The sequence below is a fragment of the Pseudoalteromonas phenolica genome, assembly GCF_044788725.1.
GTDB classification, from domain to species: domain Bacteria; phylum Pseudomonadota; class Gammaproteobacteria; order Enterobacterales; family Alteromonadaceae; genus Pseudoalteromonas; species Pseudoalteromonas phenolica_C.
Genome location: NZ_CP173161.1, coordinates 2,225,022 through 2,242,002, shown reverse-complemented (window position 1 = coordinate 2,242,002; position 16,981 = coordinate 2,225,022). Strand labels below are relative to the sequence as shown.

The 16,981-nt window shown below is 40.2% G+C and carries 15 protein-coding genes; all 15 read left to right on the top strand.

Annotation, left to right across the window (positions count from 1 at the left end; all coding sequences use genetic code 11):
• Positions 1-22: 22 nt before the first annotated feature.
• On the top strand, positions 23-520 hold the full coding sequence (locus ACH784_RS10145; RefSeq protein WP_404389842.1) for a DUF411 domain-containing protein: 498 nt from the start codon (positions 23-25) through the stop codon (positions 518-520).
• The gene (locus ACH784_RS10140; protein WP_404389840.1) at positions 520-1,926 is read left to right on the top strand and encodes a TolC family protein; all 1,407 of its coding nucleotides are present in this window, start codon (positions 520-522) and stop codon (positions 1,924-1,926) included. Before ACH784_RS10145 ends, ACH784_RS10140 begins: the two co-directional genes overlap by 1 nt.
• On the top strand, positions 1,926-3,668 hold the full coding sequence (locus ACH784_RS10135; RefSeq protein WP_404389838.1) for an efflux RND transporter periplasmic adaptor subunit: 1,743 nt from the start codon (positions 1,926-1,928) through the stop codon (positions 3,666-3,668). The genes ACH784_RS10140 and ACH784_RS10135 overlap by 1 nt, the downstream gene beginning before the upstream one ends.
• Before the next feature lie 14 nt (positions 3,669-3,682).
• Complete coding sequence (locus ACH784_RS10130; protein WP_404395240.1) at positions 3,683-6,856, top strand: efflux RND transporter permease subunit; 3,174 nt, start codon at positions 3,683-3,685, stop codon at positions 6,854-6,856.
• 70 nt (positions 6,857-6,926) lie between these two features.
• A complete protein-coding gene (locus ACH784_RS10125; RefSeq protein WP_404389836.1) occupies positions 6,927-7,559 on the top strand; it encodes a PepSY domain-containing protein in 633 nt (210 codons plus the stop codon).
• The gene (locus ACH784_RS10120) at positions 7,546-9,378 is read left to right on the top strand and encodes a PepSY domain-containing protein (RefSeq protein ID WP_404389834.1); all 1,833 of its coding nucleotides are present in this window, start codon (positions 7,546-7,548) and stop codon (positions 9,376-9,378) included. The genes ACH784_RS10125 and ACH784_RS10120 overlap by 14 nt, the downstream gene beginning before the upstream one ends.
• Before the next feature lie 24 nt (positions 9,379-9,402).
• On the top strand, positions 9,403-9,750 hold the full coding sequence (locus ACH784_RS10115) for a copper resistance protein CopC (protein WP_138478145.1): 348 nt from the start codon (positions 9,403-9,405) through the stop codon (positions 9,748-9,750).
• Positions 9,751-9,768: 18 nt separating this feature from the next.
• A complete protein-coding gene (locus ACH784_RS10110; RefSeq protein ID WP_404389832.1) occupies positions 9,769-10,665 on the top strand; it encodes a copper resistance D family protein in 897 nt (298 codons plus the stop codon).
• Positions 10,666-10,680: 15 nt separating this feature from the next.
• Positions 10,681-11,145, top strand: a complete 465-nt coding sequence (locus tag ACH784_RS10105) for a YybH family protein (protein WP_404389830.1) — start codon at positions 10,681-10,683, stop codon at positions 11,143-11,145.
• 85 nt (positions 11,146-11,230) lie between these two features.
• The gene (locus ACH784_RS10100; RefSeq protein ID WP_404389828.1) at positions 11,231-11,665 is read left to right on the top strand and encodes a hypothetical protein; all 435 of its coding nucleotides are present in this window, start codon (positions 11,231-11,233) and stop codon (positions 11,663-11,665) included.
• 222 nt (positions 11,666-11,887) lie between these two features.
• Positions 11,888-12,334 (top strand): hypothetical protein, encoded by a 447-nt coding sequence (locus tag ACH784_RS10095; protein ID WP_404389826.1) that lies wholly within the window; start codon positions 11,888-11,890, stop codon positions 12,332-12,334.
• 120 nt (positions 12,335-12,454) lie between these two features.
• Entirely contained in the window at positions 12,455-13,600 is a 1,146-nt protein-coding gene (locus ACH784_RS10090; protein WP_404389824.1) for a porin, read from the top strand.
• 12 nt (positions 13,601-13,612) lie between these two features.
• The gene (locus ACH784_RS10085; protein WP_404389822.1) at positions 13,613-14,137 is read left to right on the top strand and encodes a c-type cytochrome; all 525 of its coding nucleotides are present in this window, start codon (positions 13,613-13,615) and stop codon (positions 14,135-14,137) included.
• 85 nt (positions 14,138-14,222) lie between these two features.
• Positions 14,223-14,627, top strand: coding sequence for a MerR family transcriptional regulator (locus tag ACH784_RS10080; protein WP_404389820.1), 405 nt, complete (start codon positions 14,223-14,225; stop codon positions 14,625-14,627).
• Between the two features lie 110 nt (positions 14,628-14,737).
• On the top strand, positions 14,738-16,981 hold the full coding sequence (locus tag ACH784_RS10075) for a heavy metal translocating P-type ATPase (protein WP_404389818.1): 2,244 nt from the start codon (positions 14,738-14,740) through the stop codon (positions 16,979-16,981).

Genomic DNA, 16,981 nt, shown 5'->3' with positions numbered 1-16,981 from the left:
CCAGCGATGTCTGGGGGCAAAAATGATCAATAAGTATTTAAAAATAGCAGTTGTAATGCTGCTTTCACCTGCGTTTGCAAACGCTAATGAACATAAACATGTACACAATAACGACGTAACACCTTTGGAGTTAATCGTTTATAAAACCCCTACTTGTGGGTGTTGTAAAAAGTGGATAACTCATATTGAAGACGAAGGGAACGTTGCGCATTCCAAAAATTTCCGAAACATCGGCAATATCAAAACTAAGTATGGTATTAAGCCTAATTACCGCTCGTGTCACACGGCAGTGAGCAGAAATGGATTTGCCTTTGAAGGTCATGTGCCTGCTAAATTTATTCAGCAGTTCTTATCAGAAGAGCACCCGAATGCGATTGGGCTTTCAGTTCCAGCAATGCCAGTTGGCTCTCCCGGTATGGAAGTCGGTGACCGCTTTATGCCATACAACGTGTTAATTCTATTTAAAGATGGTACGAGCGAAGTCTATGCAAAAGTTAAGACCTACGAGGAGCAATTCTAATGAAATTGAACGCTTCAAACCTTTCTTCACTTTCAACAGTGCTTATGCTCGGCTTATCTGTTTTCTCTGCTCAAGCTGAGAAAGTAGTGTCGCTTGAACAAGCAATAACCTTAGCTCAGCAAAATGATCCTTGGCTTCATGGTAGCCGATTGAAACAAAGTGCGGTTGAAAATAGAAGTATCGCTTCAGGTACTATGCCTGATCCGAAAGTATCGCTTGGGATAATGAATTTACCAACAGATACTTGGGACTTAGATCAGGAAGGAATGACGCAGCTAAAGGTTGGCGTCTCTCAAATGTTTCCGAGAGGAGATAGCCTAGAAATCAAACAAGACCAGTTAAAAATTGAGTCCACGAAATTTCCATTGCTACGTGAGGATCGTAAAGCGAAGCTGAAAAGCCAAGTGTCACAATTTTGGCTAGATGCTTACTTAGCGCAACAGACTATTAATTTGATTGAAGCAGATTGGGCGCTTTTTGAGCAGATGGCGGAAGTGGCTAAAGCTAGCTACTCAAACGTTGTTGGTAAAACCAGACAGCAAGATGTTATTCGTGCTCAGTTGGAAATTGTGCAGTTAGATGACAGATTAACTTCGCAAAAGCAGAAACTAGAAACGACAATCGCTCGTCTCAATGAGTGGCTTCATATTTACGATGCAGAACGTTTGAATGAATCATTTAATTTTGACGCTCTACCTCTTGAGTTTAGTGTATCAAAAGAATTGCCCTCGATTCGATTGAAGAATCCAACCGCCCTTAAAGCATCTAACTACTCAAGGAATTTATTGGCTCAGGAACTTGCGAATCATCCAGCCATACTTGCAATTGATGTGAAACGCAAAGCTTCAGAAAAAGGTGTCGAATTAGCTAAACAGCAATATGAGCCACAATGGGGTGTCAATGCAAGCTATGCATATCGTGACAATATGCCTTCTGGTGATAGCAGAGCTGACTTATTTTCTGTTGGCGTAACATTTGACTTACCGTTGTTCACTGAGAATAGACAAGATAAGCAAGTTGCAGCTTCTATTGCTGAATCAGAAGCGGTTAAAACCGAGAAGTTATTGCTGACAAAACAAATGATCAGTGCGGTGGAAAAGGAGCTTAGACAGCTTAAGCGTTTATCTGATAGACAATCTATCTATCAAGAACAACTCCTTAAACAAACTCATGACCAAGCGGAAGCTTCTTTGACGGCTTACACCAATGATGATGGCGATTTTGCCGAAGTTGTTCGAGCAAGAATTGCCGAATTAAATACCAGAATATCAGCTTTAAGAATTGATGTTGATGCACTTAAAACAGTTGCTCGCATCAACTATTTCTTTACGCAATCTAAATCAAATGCTGAACATAAGCCACTGCAAACTCAGCACTTATCCAATCAGGAATTTGGAGAAAAATAATGTCAACGAATACGAAAACAATTATTGCAGTCATAATTGGAGCTGCATTGGGTGCAGGGGCATTGAGTTTATATCAAGGTACAGATTCAAACAGTAATACTGATGAAGCGACATCAACAGAGAAAAAACCGCTGTATTGGGTCGCACCGATGGATTCTAATTACCGCCGGGACAAGCCCGGTAAGTCGCCTATGGGGATGGATTTAATTCCTGTGTATGAGGAAGAGTCATCTGGCGATGACTTTGGTCCCGGAGCAGTAAAAATTGCGCCTCATGTAGTGAATAACCTTGGGGTTCGCACTGCACCTGTTGAACTAAAAAGTACGCATACTGAAATCTCAACGGTAGGGTACGTTCAATATGATGAAGATAAACTAATTCATATCCACCCACGTGTTGATGGTTGGATTGAAAAACTTTACATCAAAGCAGCAGGTAACCCTGTAGAAAAAGGTCAGCCTCTTTATACACTGTATTCTCCTCAGTTAGTTAACGCGCAAGAAGAACTGTTAATAGCTTTAAAGCGCAATAATAGTTCCTTAATTTCGGCGGCGAAAGATCGCCTTAAAGCGTTGCAGCTTTCATCGGACTTCATTCAAAAGCTAGAAAAGACACGAAAGGTACAGCAAACCATCACCTTTTACTCCCCTCAGGCGGGTGTTGTTGATGACCTGAAAGTTAGAGAAGGCTTCTACGTCAAACCGGGTAATACTATTCTAAGCATTGGTCAACTAGATCAAGTGTGGGTTGAAGCCGAGGTGTTTGAACGGCATGCCGCCCTGATTAAAAAAGGTCTGCCAGTATCAATGACTCTGGATTATTTACCCGGTGAGGACTGGGCTGGTGTCGTTGATTATGTCTATCCAACATTGAACAGTAAAACACGCACACTCCGAGTGCGACTGAGATTTGATAACCCAGACTATCAATTAAAACCAAACATGTTTGCACAGGTATCTATTCACTCCAATCAAGCTGAAAGCACCATACTCGTACCTAAAGAAGCTGTCATTCGTACAGGCAAACAAGACAGAGTTGTGCTTGCTTTGGGGGATGGGCAATTTAAGTCTATCGAAGTGACAATTGGCCGGGTTGATATGGATAGTATCGAAATCTTAGATGGTCTTAATGAAGATGATGTTGTGGTGACATCAGCTCAATTCCTGATTGATTCAGAATCAAGCAAAAATTCTGATTTCAAACGAATGACTCATGATGAAGTACCTAACTCTGTTTGGATGGAAGGCGAAATCAACAGCGTCATGGCGGGACATCGCATGGTTAACATTACTCATGGTCCTGCTGAGGCTTGGGATTGGCCCGAAATGACAATGGATTTCGATGTGAGTCAAAAGGTAGATATTGATTCACTGAAGTCAGGTCAGTCTTTGCACTTTGAAGTGAGCAAAGCCGAAGACAGTGGATATGAAATTACAGGAATTCATATCATGAGTGAGCCAGAAATATCATCAGCAACCGTATCTGGTTTGATCAATGCAATTGATATTGATACACGGATTCTAAATATTAGCAGAGGCTCAATAGAGAAATGGGATAGACCTGCTGCGACGATGGATTTTATCGTCGCGGACAATATAGAAATGGTTGATTTCAATGTTGGTGATAATGTCACTTTCACCTTTGAGGTAAGAGATGACTTAGTGATCACTGAAATCTCCCTTGAATCAGGCGAGCAACACGGCAAAGAAAATAAGCCTGTAGTTGATCACTCGAATCATTAAGCTGGGAGTAAATGATGATTGAATCAATTATTAGATGGTCAATCGGCAATCGTTTCTTTGTATTGCTGGTTACCTTAATTATTGCTTTTGGCGGTTTGTATTCTTTACAAAAAACGCCTGTAGATGCAATTCCAGATCTTTCAGACGTACAAGTCATTATTAAGACGAGCTATCCGGGACAAGCGCCACAGGTTGTTCAAGATCAAGTGACTTTCCCACTGACTACAGCGATGTTGTCTGTACCGGGAGCACAAACTGTTCGTGGTTATTCATTTTTTGGTGATTCCTACGTCTATATCATTTTTGATGATGATACTGATTTATATTGGGCTAGAAGCAGAGTGCTTGAATACTTAAGCCAAGTCGCATCAAGCCTTCCTGATTCAGCAAAGCCTCAATTAGGTCCTGACGCAACAGGTGTGGGCTGGGTGTACATCTATGCTTTAACAGATAAGTCAGGTAATCATGACCTAAGCCAATTAAGAAGTATTCAAGATTGGTTTTTAAAGTATGAACTGCAAACTGTTGCTGGCGTTTCAGAGGTTGCAGCCGTAGGGGGCATGGTTAAGCAGTATCAAGTGCAAGTAGATCCTGACAAATTGAGAGCTTACGGTATTCCTTTAAGTTTAATACAAATAGCTTTACAAAAAGGGAACAAAGAAACTGGTGCATCAGTTATTGAAATGGCGGAAGCTGAATATATGGTTACTGCTACAGGGTATATTCAATCTGTCAGTGATATAGAGAAAATACCACTTGGTATTAACGAAAAAGGCACGCCGTTGCGTATTGGTGATGTTGCCAACGTTAACCTTGGTCCTCAAATGCGCCGTGGTATCGCAGAACTTAATGGTGAAGGCGAAGTTGTTGGTGGGGTTGTTATCATGCGCTTTGGTGAAAACGCTCAACAAACCATAAATGGGGTAAAAGAAAAGCTTGAGTCGCTCAAATCATCTTTACCTGAAGGTGTAGAAATTGTTCCTGTCTATGACAGATCGAAGTTAATAGATCGTGCAGTTGACAATCTTTGGAGCAAGTTGCTTGAAGAGCTTGCTGTTGTTGCTATTGTCTGTGTTGTTTTCCTGTTTCATCTTCGCTCATCAATTGTTGCTGTTGTTACTCTACCATTGGGTATTTTGGTGTCGTTTATCATCATGTATATGCAAGGCATCAATGCCAACATTATGTCATTAGGCGGTATCGCTATCGCGATTGGTGCGATGACTGATGGTGCAATAGTGATGATTGAAAATATGCATAAGCATATGGAGAAAACACCACTAACAGATGAAAACCGTTGGCAAATTGTAGCCAAGGCTGCGAGTGAAGTCGGACCTGCATTATTTTTTAGCTTGCTGATCATAACTGTCTCATTCTTACCAGTGTTTATCTTGGAAGCGCAAGAAGGCAGAATGTTCTCACCGCTTGCCTATACTAAAACCTATGCAATGGCGGCATCAGCAGGTTTGGCGATAACATTGGTGCCTGTTTTGATGGGCTACTTTATTCGAGGCAAGGTTGTTTCTGAAAAGAAAAACCCGTTAAACCGATTATTGATTGCTATTTACATGCCTGTTTTGAAGCAAGTCATGAAGTTTCCAAAATCTACAATAGTAGCAGCAGTATTAGTGACTATCGTTGGTTTTTGGCCTGTCGATAAAATTGGTAGTGAATTCATTCCTCCGTTGGATGAAGGCGATCTCATGTATATGCCTACTACTTATCCCGGTATTTCTATTGGTAAAGCAAGAGAGTTATTGCAGCAAACAGACAAGCTTATCCGCACTGTTCCAGAGGTTGAAAATGTATTTGGTAAAGTAGGACGAGCTGAAACCGCTACGGATCCTGCGCCTCTAACCATGATTGAAACCTTTATTCAATTGAAGCCGCAAGATCAGTGGCGAGAAGGTGTGACTACAGAATCATTAAAAGCTGAGTTTGATAAATTGGTTAAATTTCCGGGCTTAACCAATGCTTGGGTTATGCCAATCAAAACCCGCATCGACATGTTAGCTACAGGTATAAAAACGCCTGTGGGTATTAAAGTCGCTGGACCAGAGCTTGATGTTATTCAGGATATCGGCCAACAAATAGAACAACTCTTGCCAAAAGTGACAGGCACAGCGTCAGTTTACTCTGAGCGTGTTGCAGGTGGACGATATATCAAGGTTGACATTTCACGAGATAAGGCAAGTCGCTTTGGGTTAAATATCCAAGATGTCCAACAAGTGGTTTCTACTGCAATAGGCGGTATGAATGTGACGCAAACGATAGAAGGGCAAGAACGCTATCCCGTTAACTTACGCTATCCACAAGATTATCGGGACTCTCCTGAGCAGCTATCACAACTACCTGTTGTAACTCCAAATGGTCAACGCATTGCGCTAGGTGATGTTGCAGATATTCGAGTTGAGAATGGTCCACCGGGTATTAAGAGTGAGAATGCCAGAATCAATGGCTGGACTTTCATTGATATTGATGGCGTTGATGTTGGTACTTATGTTGAAAATGCTAAGGAACATTTAGCGAATAACCTGACATTACCAGCAGGTTATTCGATTACTTGGGCCGGACAATACGAATATATGGAAAGAGCGAAAGAAAAGCTCACTTATGTATTGCCTTTAACACTAGCCATTATTGTTATTCTGCTTTACTTGAATTTCAGAGCGTTTAGTGAGGTGGCTATCATTATCGTTACCTTGCCTATGGCAATGATTGGTGGCTTATGGTTGATGTATCTAGAAGAGTTTAATTTCTCAGTAGCCGTTGGAGTGGGCTTTATAGCTCTGGCTGGTGTAGCCGTTGAGATAGGCGTGATAATGTTGGTATATCTCAATCAGGCGCTTGCTGAGCTGAAGGAAAAAGCGGTTGAGCGAGCAGAACCCATCTCAGATGATGCATATCAAGATGCATTATTGCACGGTGCTGGCTTACGAGTTCGTCCAGTAATGATGACTGTAGCCACAATTATTATCGGTCTAATGCCTATTTTATATGGTACAGGTACAGGTTCTGAGGTTATGAGTCGTATTGCTGCACCTATGGTAGGCGGAATGACAAGTGCTGTGCTGCTAACACTTATTGTACTTCCTGTAATTTATTCAATCGTTAAAAAGCCTGAAGTAAAAGCCTTTAACAAAGAGCTTTCTAACGTGGAGTCAGAGAATAATGCTTTGCACGGCTAGAAAATATCACAAATGGCTAATGGCTTTTGTCGGAATACAATTCCTTTTCTGGTCTATTACAGGCGTGTATATGGTGACTATGGATATTCACTATATACATGGCGAGTCCTTAGCTAAGAGTAAGAAAGCTGGAATAGATTTAGAAAGTGTGGATTATTCCATTGCAGAACTTGTTGTTGATTACCCTGAAGCTAGGCAAGTCAGGCTTATTCAAAGCAGGGGCAAGCCTTTGTATTCTTTTATGAATGGAGAGCATGGGAAAGCAGCAATTGATGCTCAAACAGGGGATGTTCAAGCCCTTGTTGATGAAATAAAAGCAAAAGAAATCGCACAATACCATTATGCGATGAATCATAAAATCGACAGCATAAGGTTGATTAAGTCAGCGACAAACATGCCTGCTGAGTTGTCCCCTAGGCATTTACCTGTTTGGAGAGTGACGTTTAAGCAATTCGCTACACCGACATTTTATATAAGTCAACAAACAGGAGCGCTTGTTGCCAAGCGTCATGATTACTGGCGATTGTTTGATTGGATGTGGCGCTTCCATATTATGGATTACGATGACGGCGAAAATGTATCTAACTGGTTTTTGTTCTTGGTTGCTACTTTAGGTCTAATGGCCACGATTACGGGAGTTATTTTGACGTATTTTCGAGTGTTCACCTCCACTAAAAAGGGGTCATTTGATGCGACTATTTAAGTTAAATACATCGATACACAAATGGCTTTCTTTAGTGGTTGGTTTACAACTACTTGTCTGGTTAGGTACGGGTCTTTACTTCAATTTAATGGATCACAGTAAAGCCAGTGGCAACGAGCATAGAGTTCATTCTCATCATGAAGGTAACATTGCTGATTTTAACCTAATCCCTATTGAAGATATTACTAGTGAGTCTCCGCAGGAAGTAAACCTTATATGGGTTTTACATCAGCCCTACTATCACTTCGTGTTCGATATGGGCCTACATAGCTACCAAGTGCGTCACTCAATGCTATTTGATGCTGTAACAGGTAAGCGATTTAATCTGTCTGAAGAACAAATTATAACTTTAGCAAAAAATTCCTACTCAGGTGAGGGGAAATTAACTGCGCCAGAGTTATCTCAACCACCATTTTCTGATCACATAAGGCAGCTAAATCCAATGTGGAAAGTTGCTGTTGAGGATGAAAATAATACAACTATTTATTTAGACAGTGTTACTGGTCAAGTACTTCGCCATGCCAATGATGATTTCAGATTAAAAGATTTGATGATGAAGCTCCACTTTATGGACTATGGCAATTCTGGAGGGTTTAACCATTGGTTGATCATTGCATTTGCTTTTGCAACGCTATTTTTATCTATTACTGGCGTAACTTTGCTGATACAGCAATATAAAAATGGTTTGCTAAAGCTAAGTTTGGGCCGCAACAGACAAAAAGTGGCTGTGACTTTTTCCAATGAAAATACAATTACTGACATTTCAGCAGTTGGCAGCTCTACTGTAATAGAAGGACTAGCAAGTTCTCGTATATACCTATCGTCAAGTTGTGGCGGCGGCGGTACATGTGGCAAATGCGTGTTCTTAAGTTCAACTAAATTACCTATCACACTATCTGAACAGGAACATTTAACTCAGGAGCAACTTAAAGAAGGCTATCGGCTTGGATGTCAGCATAGGTTTTCTGAAGTTAGTTCGATTGAAGTTAATACTGACCTCAATATTGAAAATCATGAGCTAGTTGTGGTTGCGACTAATTTCATTACTCCTTTTATCAAGGAAGTGAAATTTAAGCTGAAATCAGGCAAACAATTGGCATTTAAAGCTGGTGCATATATGCAATTTGACGTGCCAGCAGGGGTGAATAGCCTACGGCCAGATGATATGCCAGAGAACTTTGAAAAATACTGGGAAAGTTATTCTCATGGAAAGTTTTCACATGACGGCGTAACTCGCCATTACTCCTTGGTTAACTTTGATCAAGAAACAGATGAGCTAACCTTCAACATCCGCTGGCAAACGGCTAAGGATGGTTATTATGCAGGTATAGGTTCAAGCTATTTAGGGTCACTCGAAGTTGGTGAAACGATAATCGCAAAAGGTCCTTTTTCTGACTTTTACGCGACTTCAGATAAAAAGGTTCCTCGCATCTTTATTGGCGCTGGTTCAGGACTTGCTCCACTCAGAGCGATCATTTTTGAACAGTTGAAAAAACGTCAAGACGAAAGTGATTTGACTCTCATCTATGGTGCGCGAACTGAAGATGATTTGCTCTACTGCGATGAGTTGAACTCATTGAGTGAGCAGCATAAAAACTTTTCTTATATTCCCACACTTTCTAACCCTTCAGAACAATGGCAAGGGCATTCTGGCTATGTACAGCAAGTACTTCTGCCGTATTTGAGCCAAAACGTAAAATTCCTGTATACAGAATTTTACTTGTGCGGCCCAGAAGCAATGATGAGTGAAGTGGAACAAATAATTACTGATGTTGGTATACCCAGTAATCAAATTTTCAAAGACAAATTTAGTCGTTAATACATAAATTAAATAGAGGTAAATATGAAAACATTAATTAAACTTTTAACCGTAATCAGCGTTGTTTTTAGTAGTGCGGTTTTCGCGCATGTGCATCTTGAAAAAAGCGTGCCTGCTGATAATGCAATGCTAATGAAGACTCCAGAAAAGTTAACATTGGCATTTAGCAAAGAAGTTCGTGTAGTCAAAATTACATTGAAAAACAAAAAAGGTGAAAAGGTTAAGTTCGGCTTCAAACCTACTAAAGAGGCCAATACCGAATTTACGTGGAAACTACCGAAACTTGCACCTGCTAACTATGTTGTTGATGTTACTTTCTTAGGTAAAGATGGGCACAAAATGAAAGATAGCTTTGGCTTTATGGTTCATTAATCTAATGGAGTGATTGCTATGGAAATGTATATCTGGAATACAGTCACTGTGCTGTCAAAAATTGTATTTTACGTTGGCTTTGCCTGTATTGCTGGTTATACATTTTTCAGGCCAATTTTTGAGCGCAATGAATGTCATAACAATTCATTGACAGCAAACCTTAAATGGATGAGGGCTTCGATCATCGTCGCTTTGATTGCTAATGGTGTTTGGTTCTTTGCCAGTACTGGTGCAATGGCAGAAGAAGGCATTCACGGTGCATTCGACCCTGATATGTTAGGTATTATGTGGGACTCTTCTATTGGTGATGGAACTTTGCTTCGAACCATAGGGGTAATGATAGCAATATTGGTATTAATATCACCGTTCAAACTCAAATCAGTAGTACTGAACAATTACCTAAAACAAGGCGGTTTGGTATCTAGTTTATTTTTACTTGCATACACCTTTACCTTAGTAGGCCATGTATCTGAGCTAGGCGTGTTCGAAAAAGTATTGCTGATGCTCCATGTGCTTGTTATGGCTTGGTGGTTCGGAGCGTTGTTTCCGCTTAAACAAGCTTGCCATGAACAGAGCTATGAGCAGCTTTACACATTGATGGACACGTTTGGAAGGCAAGCAAGTATCGCCGTGAGTCTATTGTTAATTGCAGGCCTTTGGTTAGCTTATCAATTAGTCGGAAATGTTGAAGAACTGTTTAGTTCAAGCTATGGGCAAACTTTGCTACTTAAATTAGCTCTCGTGACTTCGATATTGGGCATCGCAGCTAAGCATAAATTAAAACTTGTCCCACATCTTAAAAATAACGATGGCAGAGAAGCACTATCTAAATCTATTTCTAAAGAAATGGTAGTCGCTTTTGCCATTTTATCTGTAACGGCTGGGCTTACTAGCGTTGTTGGCCCTGCAAATTGAAACCTAAAAGAGAGAATGAAAACAATAAATATATTACTCGTTTTATTAATGACGTTTAGTTTCGCAGCAAACGCTCATGGTGATAAGAACAAAGGCAAAGGTTTGTTTAAAGGTATAGATACCCCTGCTGCAAAAGTTGTTTTGGCATTTCATCAAGCACTAGAAACGGGCAACAAGGAACAAGCAAGAGCACAGTTGGCTGATGATGTGACCATCTACGAGGGTGGCCGTGTTGAAAGAAGTGCTGATGAATATGCTCATCACCATATGCTGTCGGATATGAAATATCTTGCTTCTATGAAGAGTGAACCACTTGAACATCAAGTAACTATTCTTGGAAATACCGCTATATCTGCTTCGCGCAGTCATACTAAAGGTACTTACAAAGGTAAAGAGCGCGATTATCAAGGCATGGAAACGATGGTTCTGGAAAAACAAAACGGTGAATGGAAGATCAAGCACATTCATTGGTCATATTAATTTATTGTTCAAACAACGGAAGATTTTAAATGACTAAATATATAGCAATAGCGATGTTGTGTATGTTAGCTTTTTGCAAATTCGCATGATAAAAGCTACATTTCTTTTCTATGGAAAAGGTCGTTGTGCTGCTTGCCACAGCGGTGATCTTTTAAGTGACTTTAAGTTCCACTCTATTGCAACCCCTCAGGGGAAGTTTGGTGTTAGTGTTGATGGACAAGACCTAGGACGCTCTGAAATATCTTTAAGATATGGAGACCGATTTAAATTTAAGACGCCATCATTGTTGGATGTATCTAATACAAAGCCATATGGACATAATGGAGTATTTAACTCTTTGGATGGGGTAGTTTTATTCCATTTGAATCCAATCCCATTCTTTAAAGATCGAGATATGTCAAAGGGTGAGTTATACAATTACGGTCGTATACTGGCAAGCAGGTCTGAGTTACTGTCATACATTGAAATTTTTGACGAAGAGGAATTTCAAAATTTACTAGAGTTCTTGAAAACTCTGTAGATGAAGAAAGTTATATTAGCAGTTGTTGTAATTTCTATTTTTTATACAGTAAAGCCAGTTCAAAATTGAATGACAATCAATTTGTTACTTTACCCAAATAACTAAATATATAATTTGATTCGATAAAAATTCAGATGATAAAAAAGTACACAATTCTTGATCTAAATCATTGCTGAATACAATATGTAATGTTAATGTAATGTGTCTTTAAAAGGGTGCTAGATGTTCATCATATTCAAATGGTTAAAAACAGTGATTATAATTATGCTGCTCTCGCAGCATGGTTTCGCTTTTGCAAAGCCAATGAATTGTGAAGAACATCACAAAAAAGCTAGTAATTCGGAATTAGCACAAACGAATGAAAACATACAACACCAGAAAGTAGAAAAGTTACATCATCAGAAAACCGAAAATTCGAAACACAATCACAACTTAAAACCCCAAAATTCTGAGCATGAACATGTCAACAAGGAATGTGAAAAATGTGACGCTAGTCAGTGTATTTGCTGTGAAGGTGGTTTTTGTGCAAGCTTTTATTTAAAAGTTTTCCTGAATGAAATTAAAGAAATAAGCACTCTTGATATAGAGTTAGAACCAATTCTTCAGCGTTTCCCCCCTCCAAAATCGGGCATGCATCTTTTGCCTTATCGCCCCCCAATTATTGGTTAGTCACGGGATAAGTGCGTCTTTTTTTCGCCAGTCCCATCAAAACATAATAATTTATTATTTGGTTTAAATAACCAACAGTTTTGAATAATTAGCATAATATATTTGGGAGGCATGATGAACATGCTCAAATTATTGCCTATTGCAATAGCTATTGCTGTTGTGAGTGGACAACTTTTAGCGAATGAACAGCAAGAAAATAGTCGCTTCGCGATAGCGGGGTATGGAGATGTAAAATACAAAGACAGTAAAGTAATGGACTCAGGTGCATTTAGTGCTCGATTTGTACCAATATTCTTGTTTAGTCTCAGTGAAAAAATGCATATAGAAGCAGAAACTGAAATTTCAATTAATGAGCAAGGGGAAACCGAGGTCGAACTTGAATATGCTGATATTCACTATTTCCTTTCAGACACCACTACCTTTACCGCGGGTAAGTTTCTACTCCCATTTGGCCAGTACGGGCCAAATCAACATCCCAGTTGGATAAATCGCTCAGCTTTCTCTCCCGGTATTTATGGGGGGATAGGTGGTCATGGTGGGTATCAACCTATGCAAGGTTTAATGCCTGTAGTGAGTGATATTGGCGTTGGTATACAACACATTATCCCGTTGGGTAAAAACCAAAAAATATTTTTTGACGCATATGTGACCAATGGACTAGCTGCCGAGGCTCCACATGGCGATGAAGTAGGTGATCATGCTGAAGGGGAAGGCGAGCATGAAGAAGTTGATGATCACGCTATGGAACTTCCTGAACTAGCGTTTGAAGCAACGAGTGCCGATAACAATTCTGACAAAGCATTTGGGGGTCGTATTGCGTATGCCTTTCTTCCGGGTATTGAGGTTGGCGCTTCCTATTACACGGCAAAATATGATGATTATGAAAAGCTAGGATTTACAGCAACTGGTTTTGATATTAACTGGATTGGTAATCATTACATCGTCAGAGGGGAATACATCAAAACTGAAACCGATGCTCTTGAAGAAGATGAACATGAAGAAAACAAAGTGATCACATTTGACCGCAATGGCTGGTATCTCCAAGCAACTTTTATGGTAGGAAAAATGTTCAATGTATTACAAGGAACCGATTTCGTCGTTGAATATGCTGAGACCAATAAAATTAACGAAGCAGAGCGTTTGGCTTATGGCATTAATTACTGGTTAGACAGTCGAGCTGTCATTAAGGCGACATACGAAGATACAACTGTTCACGATGGGGAAGACGACAAGCGCTTCGCTATCCAATACAGCTATGGCTTTTAAGGGGATACTTAGATGAAATCAATTATTCAAATATTATTGGTTGCCAGCTTATATCTTTTGTCTGCTTTTAATTCTTATGCACAAGAGAAAATTTCCGGTGCAGAAGTGATCAATAACAACTGTGCAAGATGCCATAACGCTCGTGCTGTCCATGAGTTTTCTATTCCCGAATGGAAAGTTGTTATACCTCATATGCGAGTAAAAGCACATTTAACAGGAAAAGAAGCACAAGCAGTTCTTGAGTTTTTGGAGCTAACAAGTCAAAGCGTAGTTTTGGTAAAAAAAGTAGAGCCAGAAAACGTGATAGCGCTTGATGGAAAGCAATTATTTACTCAATTTGGTTGCCAAGGTTGCCATTCATTTAAAGGTGATGGTGGTACAGCCGGCCCTGCTTTAGATGGGGTAGTTAAAAACAAAGGGATCGATTTCTTTATTAATAAGCTTCAAAACCCTCTGTTTAATAACTCATCTTCACCTATGCCTAAAATGCCGCTAAATGAGCAGCAGATAAACGCAATCGCTGAGTACATTAAATGATAAGGAAGCACTTGACCTGTGTCTTAGGCACAGGTCTAAGCTGTCGATGAGATTACAATCTTAGGTTAAAAGCTAAGGAGTAAATATGAGAGTAACAGAGCTGGCAAAAAGCTTTGGAACAACTGCTGATACGGTGCGTTATTACACGCGATTGGGACTGTTAAAACCTACTAAGTCAGTGAACGGCTACAAGTCATATTCGAATAAAGAGGTATCGAGACTTATATTCATTTTAAGTGCTAGAAACCTTGGTTTTTCTGTTGCAGATATTAAGCAAATTATTAATGAATCTGAAGATGGTAAAAGTGCGTGCCCATTAGTCAGAAGCCTGATTAAAGAACGGCTTGAAGAAACAAATAAGCAGTTTCAAGCCATGCTAACGCTTCGAAACAAAATGTCATTAGCTATTTCACAGTGGGAAAAAATGGAAGATAAAGCGCCGACACCACATATGGTTTGTCATCTCATTGAGAACTTTGAGCAAATATAAAAGGCATCGGAGGAAAAATGGTGACTACTAGAACAAATATTGAAAACCAATCAGGTTGTTGCTGTCAGGCAAAAGCTCAATCCTCTTCGTGTAAAAGTAAGGAGAATAAGTTGGAGAAAGTATCACATAATCAACAGCTCATCATAGAAGGAGCAGGATGCGCTAGCTGTGTTGGCAAAATTGAAGGAGCTTTAAAGGAAACTCTTGGTGTAGTCAGTGCAGAAATGAATTTTGCTGATAAGACAGTAACAGTCTCAGGGACAGCTAAAACCGAAGAGTTGATCAAAGCTGTTGAGTCTGTGGGTTATAACGCGAAACCAATCGATGATAGCTCAGCAATAGAAGCGCTTGATGAGAAAGAGACTGCTGATTGGGCATATTACAAAAAGCTCATGCGCGATACGTTTATTGCCCTTTCACTCGGCGTTCCTCTAATGATCTACAGCATTGTAGTTGGAGAAATGACAGTTGAAACCAACCTTGAACGTATGTCTTGGTTAGTTGTTGGCATTTTAACTTTTGGTGTTATGTATTTTTCAGGCAAGCATTTCTATGTAGGCGCTTGGAAGAGCTTCAAAAATCATTCAGCCAATATGGACACTCTAATAGCTTTAGGAACAGGTACTGCTTGGGTGTATTCAATGGTTGTTGTGTTTGCACCTGACTCGGTTCCATTGATGGCACGGCATGTCTATTTTGAAGCTACTGCGATGATTATTGGCTTAATTGATTTAGGTCTGGCATTAGAAATAAAAGCGAGAGGAAAAACCTCTGAAGCTATTAAACGTCTTATCGGATTGCAGGCTAAAACAGCAACGGTAGTTCGTGATAATAAAGAGGTTCAAATAGGTATCGAACAGGTTTTGCTTCATGATGTTGTGAAAGTAAAGCCGGGTGAAAAAATTCCCGTAGATGGAATAGTATTGGAAGGACACACCTCTATTGATGAGTCTATGCTGACAGGCGAACCTATGCCTGTTGAAAAAGCCGAAGAAGATGAGGTTGTAGCTGGTACTTTGAACAAATCAGGCATGATTTTGTTCAGAGCGACACGCGTTGGTAAAGATACCGCGCTTGCTCAGATCATAAATATGGTGAAAAGAGCGCAAAATTCTAAACCGCCGATTGGTCGATTGGCTGATGTTATTTCAGCTTATTTCGTTCCTGTTGTCATGATCATCTCAGTATTAAGTGCTCTTGCGTGGCTTAACTTTGGCCCAGAGCCTGCCATTGCTTTTGCTATAGTTTCAGCAACTACCGTGCTCATTATTGCGTGCCCGTGTGCTTTGGGCTTGGCAACGCCCATGTCTGTCATGGTCGGAGTAGGAAAAGCAGCAGAAGCCGGAGTGCTTATTCGAAACGGAGAAGCGTTACAAACCGCCTCTAAAATTACTGCAATGATTTTAGATAAAACGGGCACGATTACTGAAGGAGCACCTAAGGTAACTGATATTGTTTTAGCAAAAGCGGTTGACGAAAAAGAAGTGTTACAGCTTGCCGCAAGTTTAGAGAGTGGCTCAGAGCATCCATTAGCGCAAGCGATTGTTGAAAGTGCACTAGAAAAAAATATCGAATTGCTAAAAATTGAAGCCTTTAACGCCATCACCGGTTTTGGTGTAGAAGCAAACTGTAACAATAAAACTCTACTTTTCGGTAACGATAAACTAATGAAGTTAAAAGGTATTGACCTTACAGGCTTTGTTGGACAAGCCCAGTCTTTAGCAAAAGAAGCCAAAACGCCTGTGTATTTTTCAGTTGATGGTGAGCTTGCCGCAATTATTGCTGTTGCAGATCCTATTAAGTCTGACTCAATCTCTGCTATCAAACGCCTTCAGGGTAATGGTATACGCGTTATTATGCTAACAGGTGATAACAAGGAAACCGCAGCCGCTGTTGCTAAAAAAGCCGGAATTAGTGAGTTTCTTGCTGAAGTGCTACCAGAAGATAAAGCTAGCAAGGTTAAAGAGCTACAAGACAGTGGCGAGATCGTTGGTATGACAGGTGATGGCATCAACGATGCTCCGGCACTAGCGTTAGCTGATGTTGGTTTCGCTATAGGTACGGGTACGGACGTAGCCATTGAAAGTGCTGACATTACCTTGATGCGAGGTTCATTGCATGGTCTTGCCGATGCCATAGCGGTAAGCAAAGCTACTTTACGAAATATCAAACAAAACTTGTTTGGCGCATTTATTTACAACGTAGCAGGTGTGCCTTTTGCAGCAGGTGTTTTATATCCTTTCTTTGGCATTCTACTTAGCCCCGTTATAGCAGGGGCTGCAATGGCGTTTTCGTCATTGACCGTGGTGTCAAATGCGAATCGACTTCGCTGGTTTAAAGCAAAAGAGCATTAA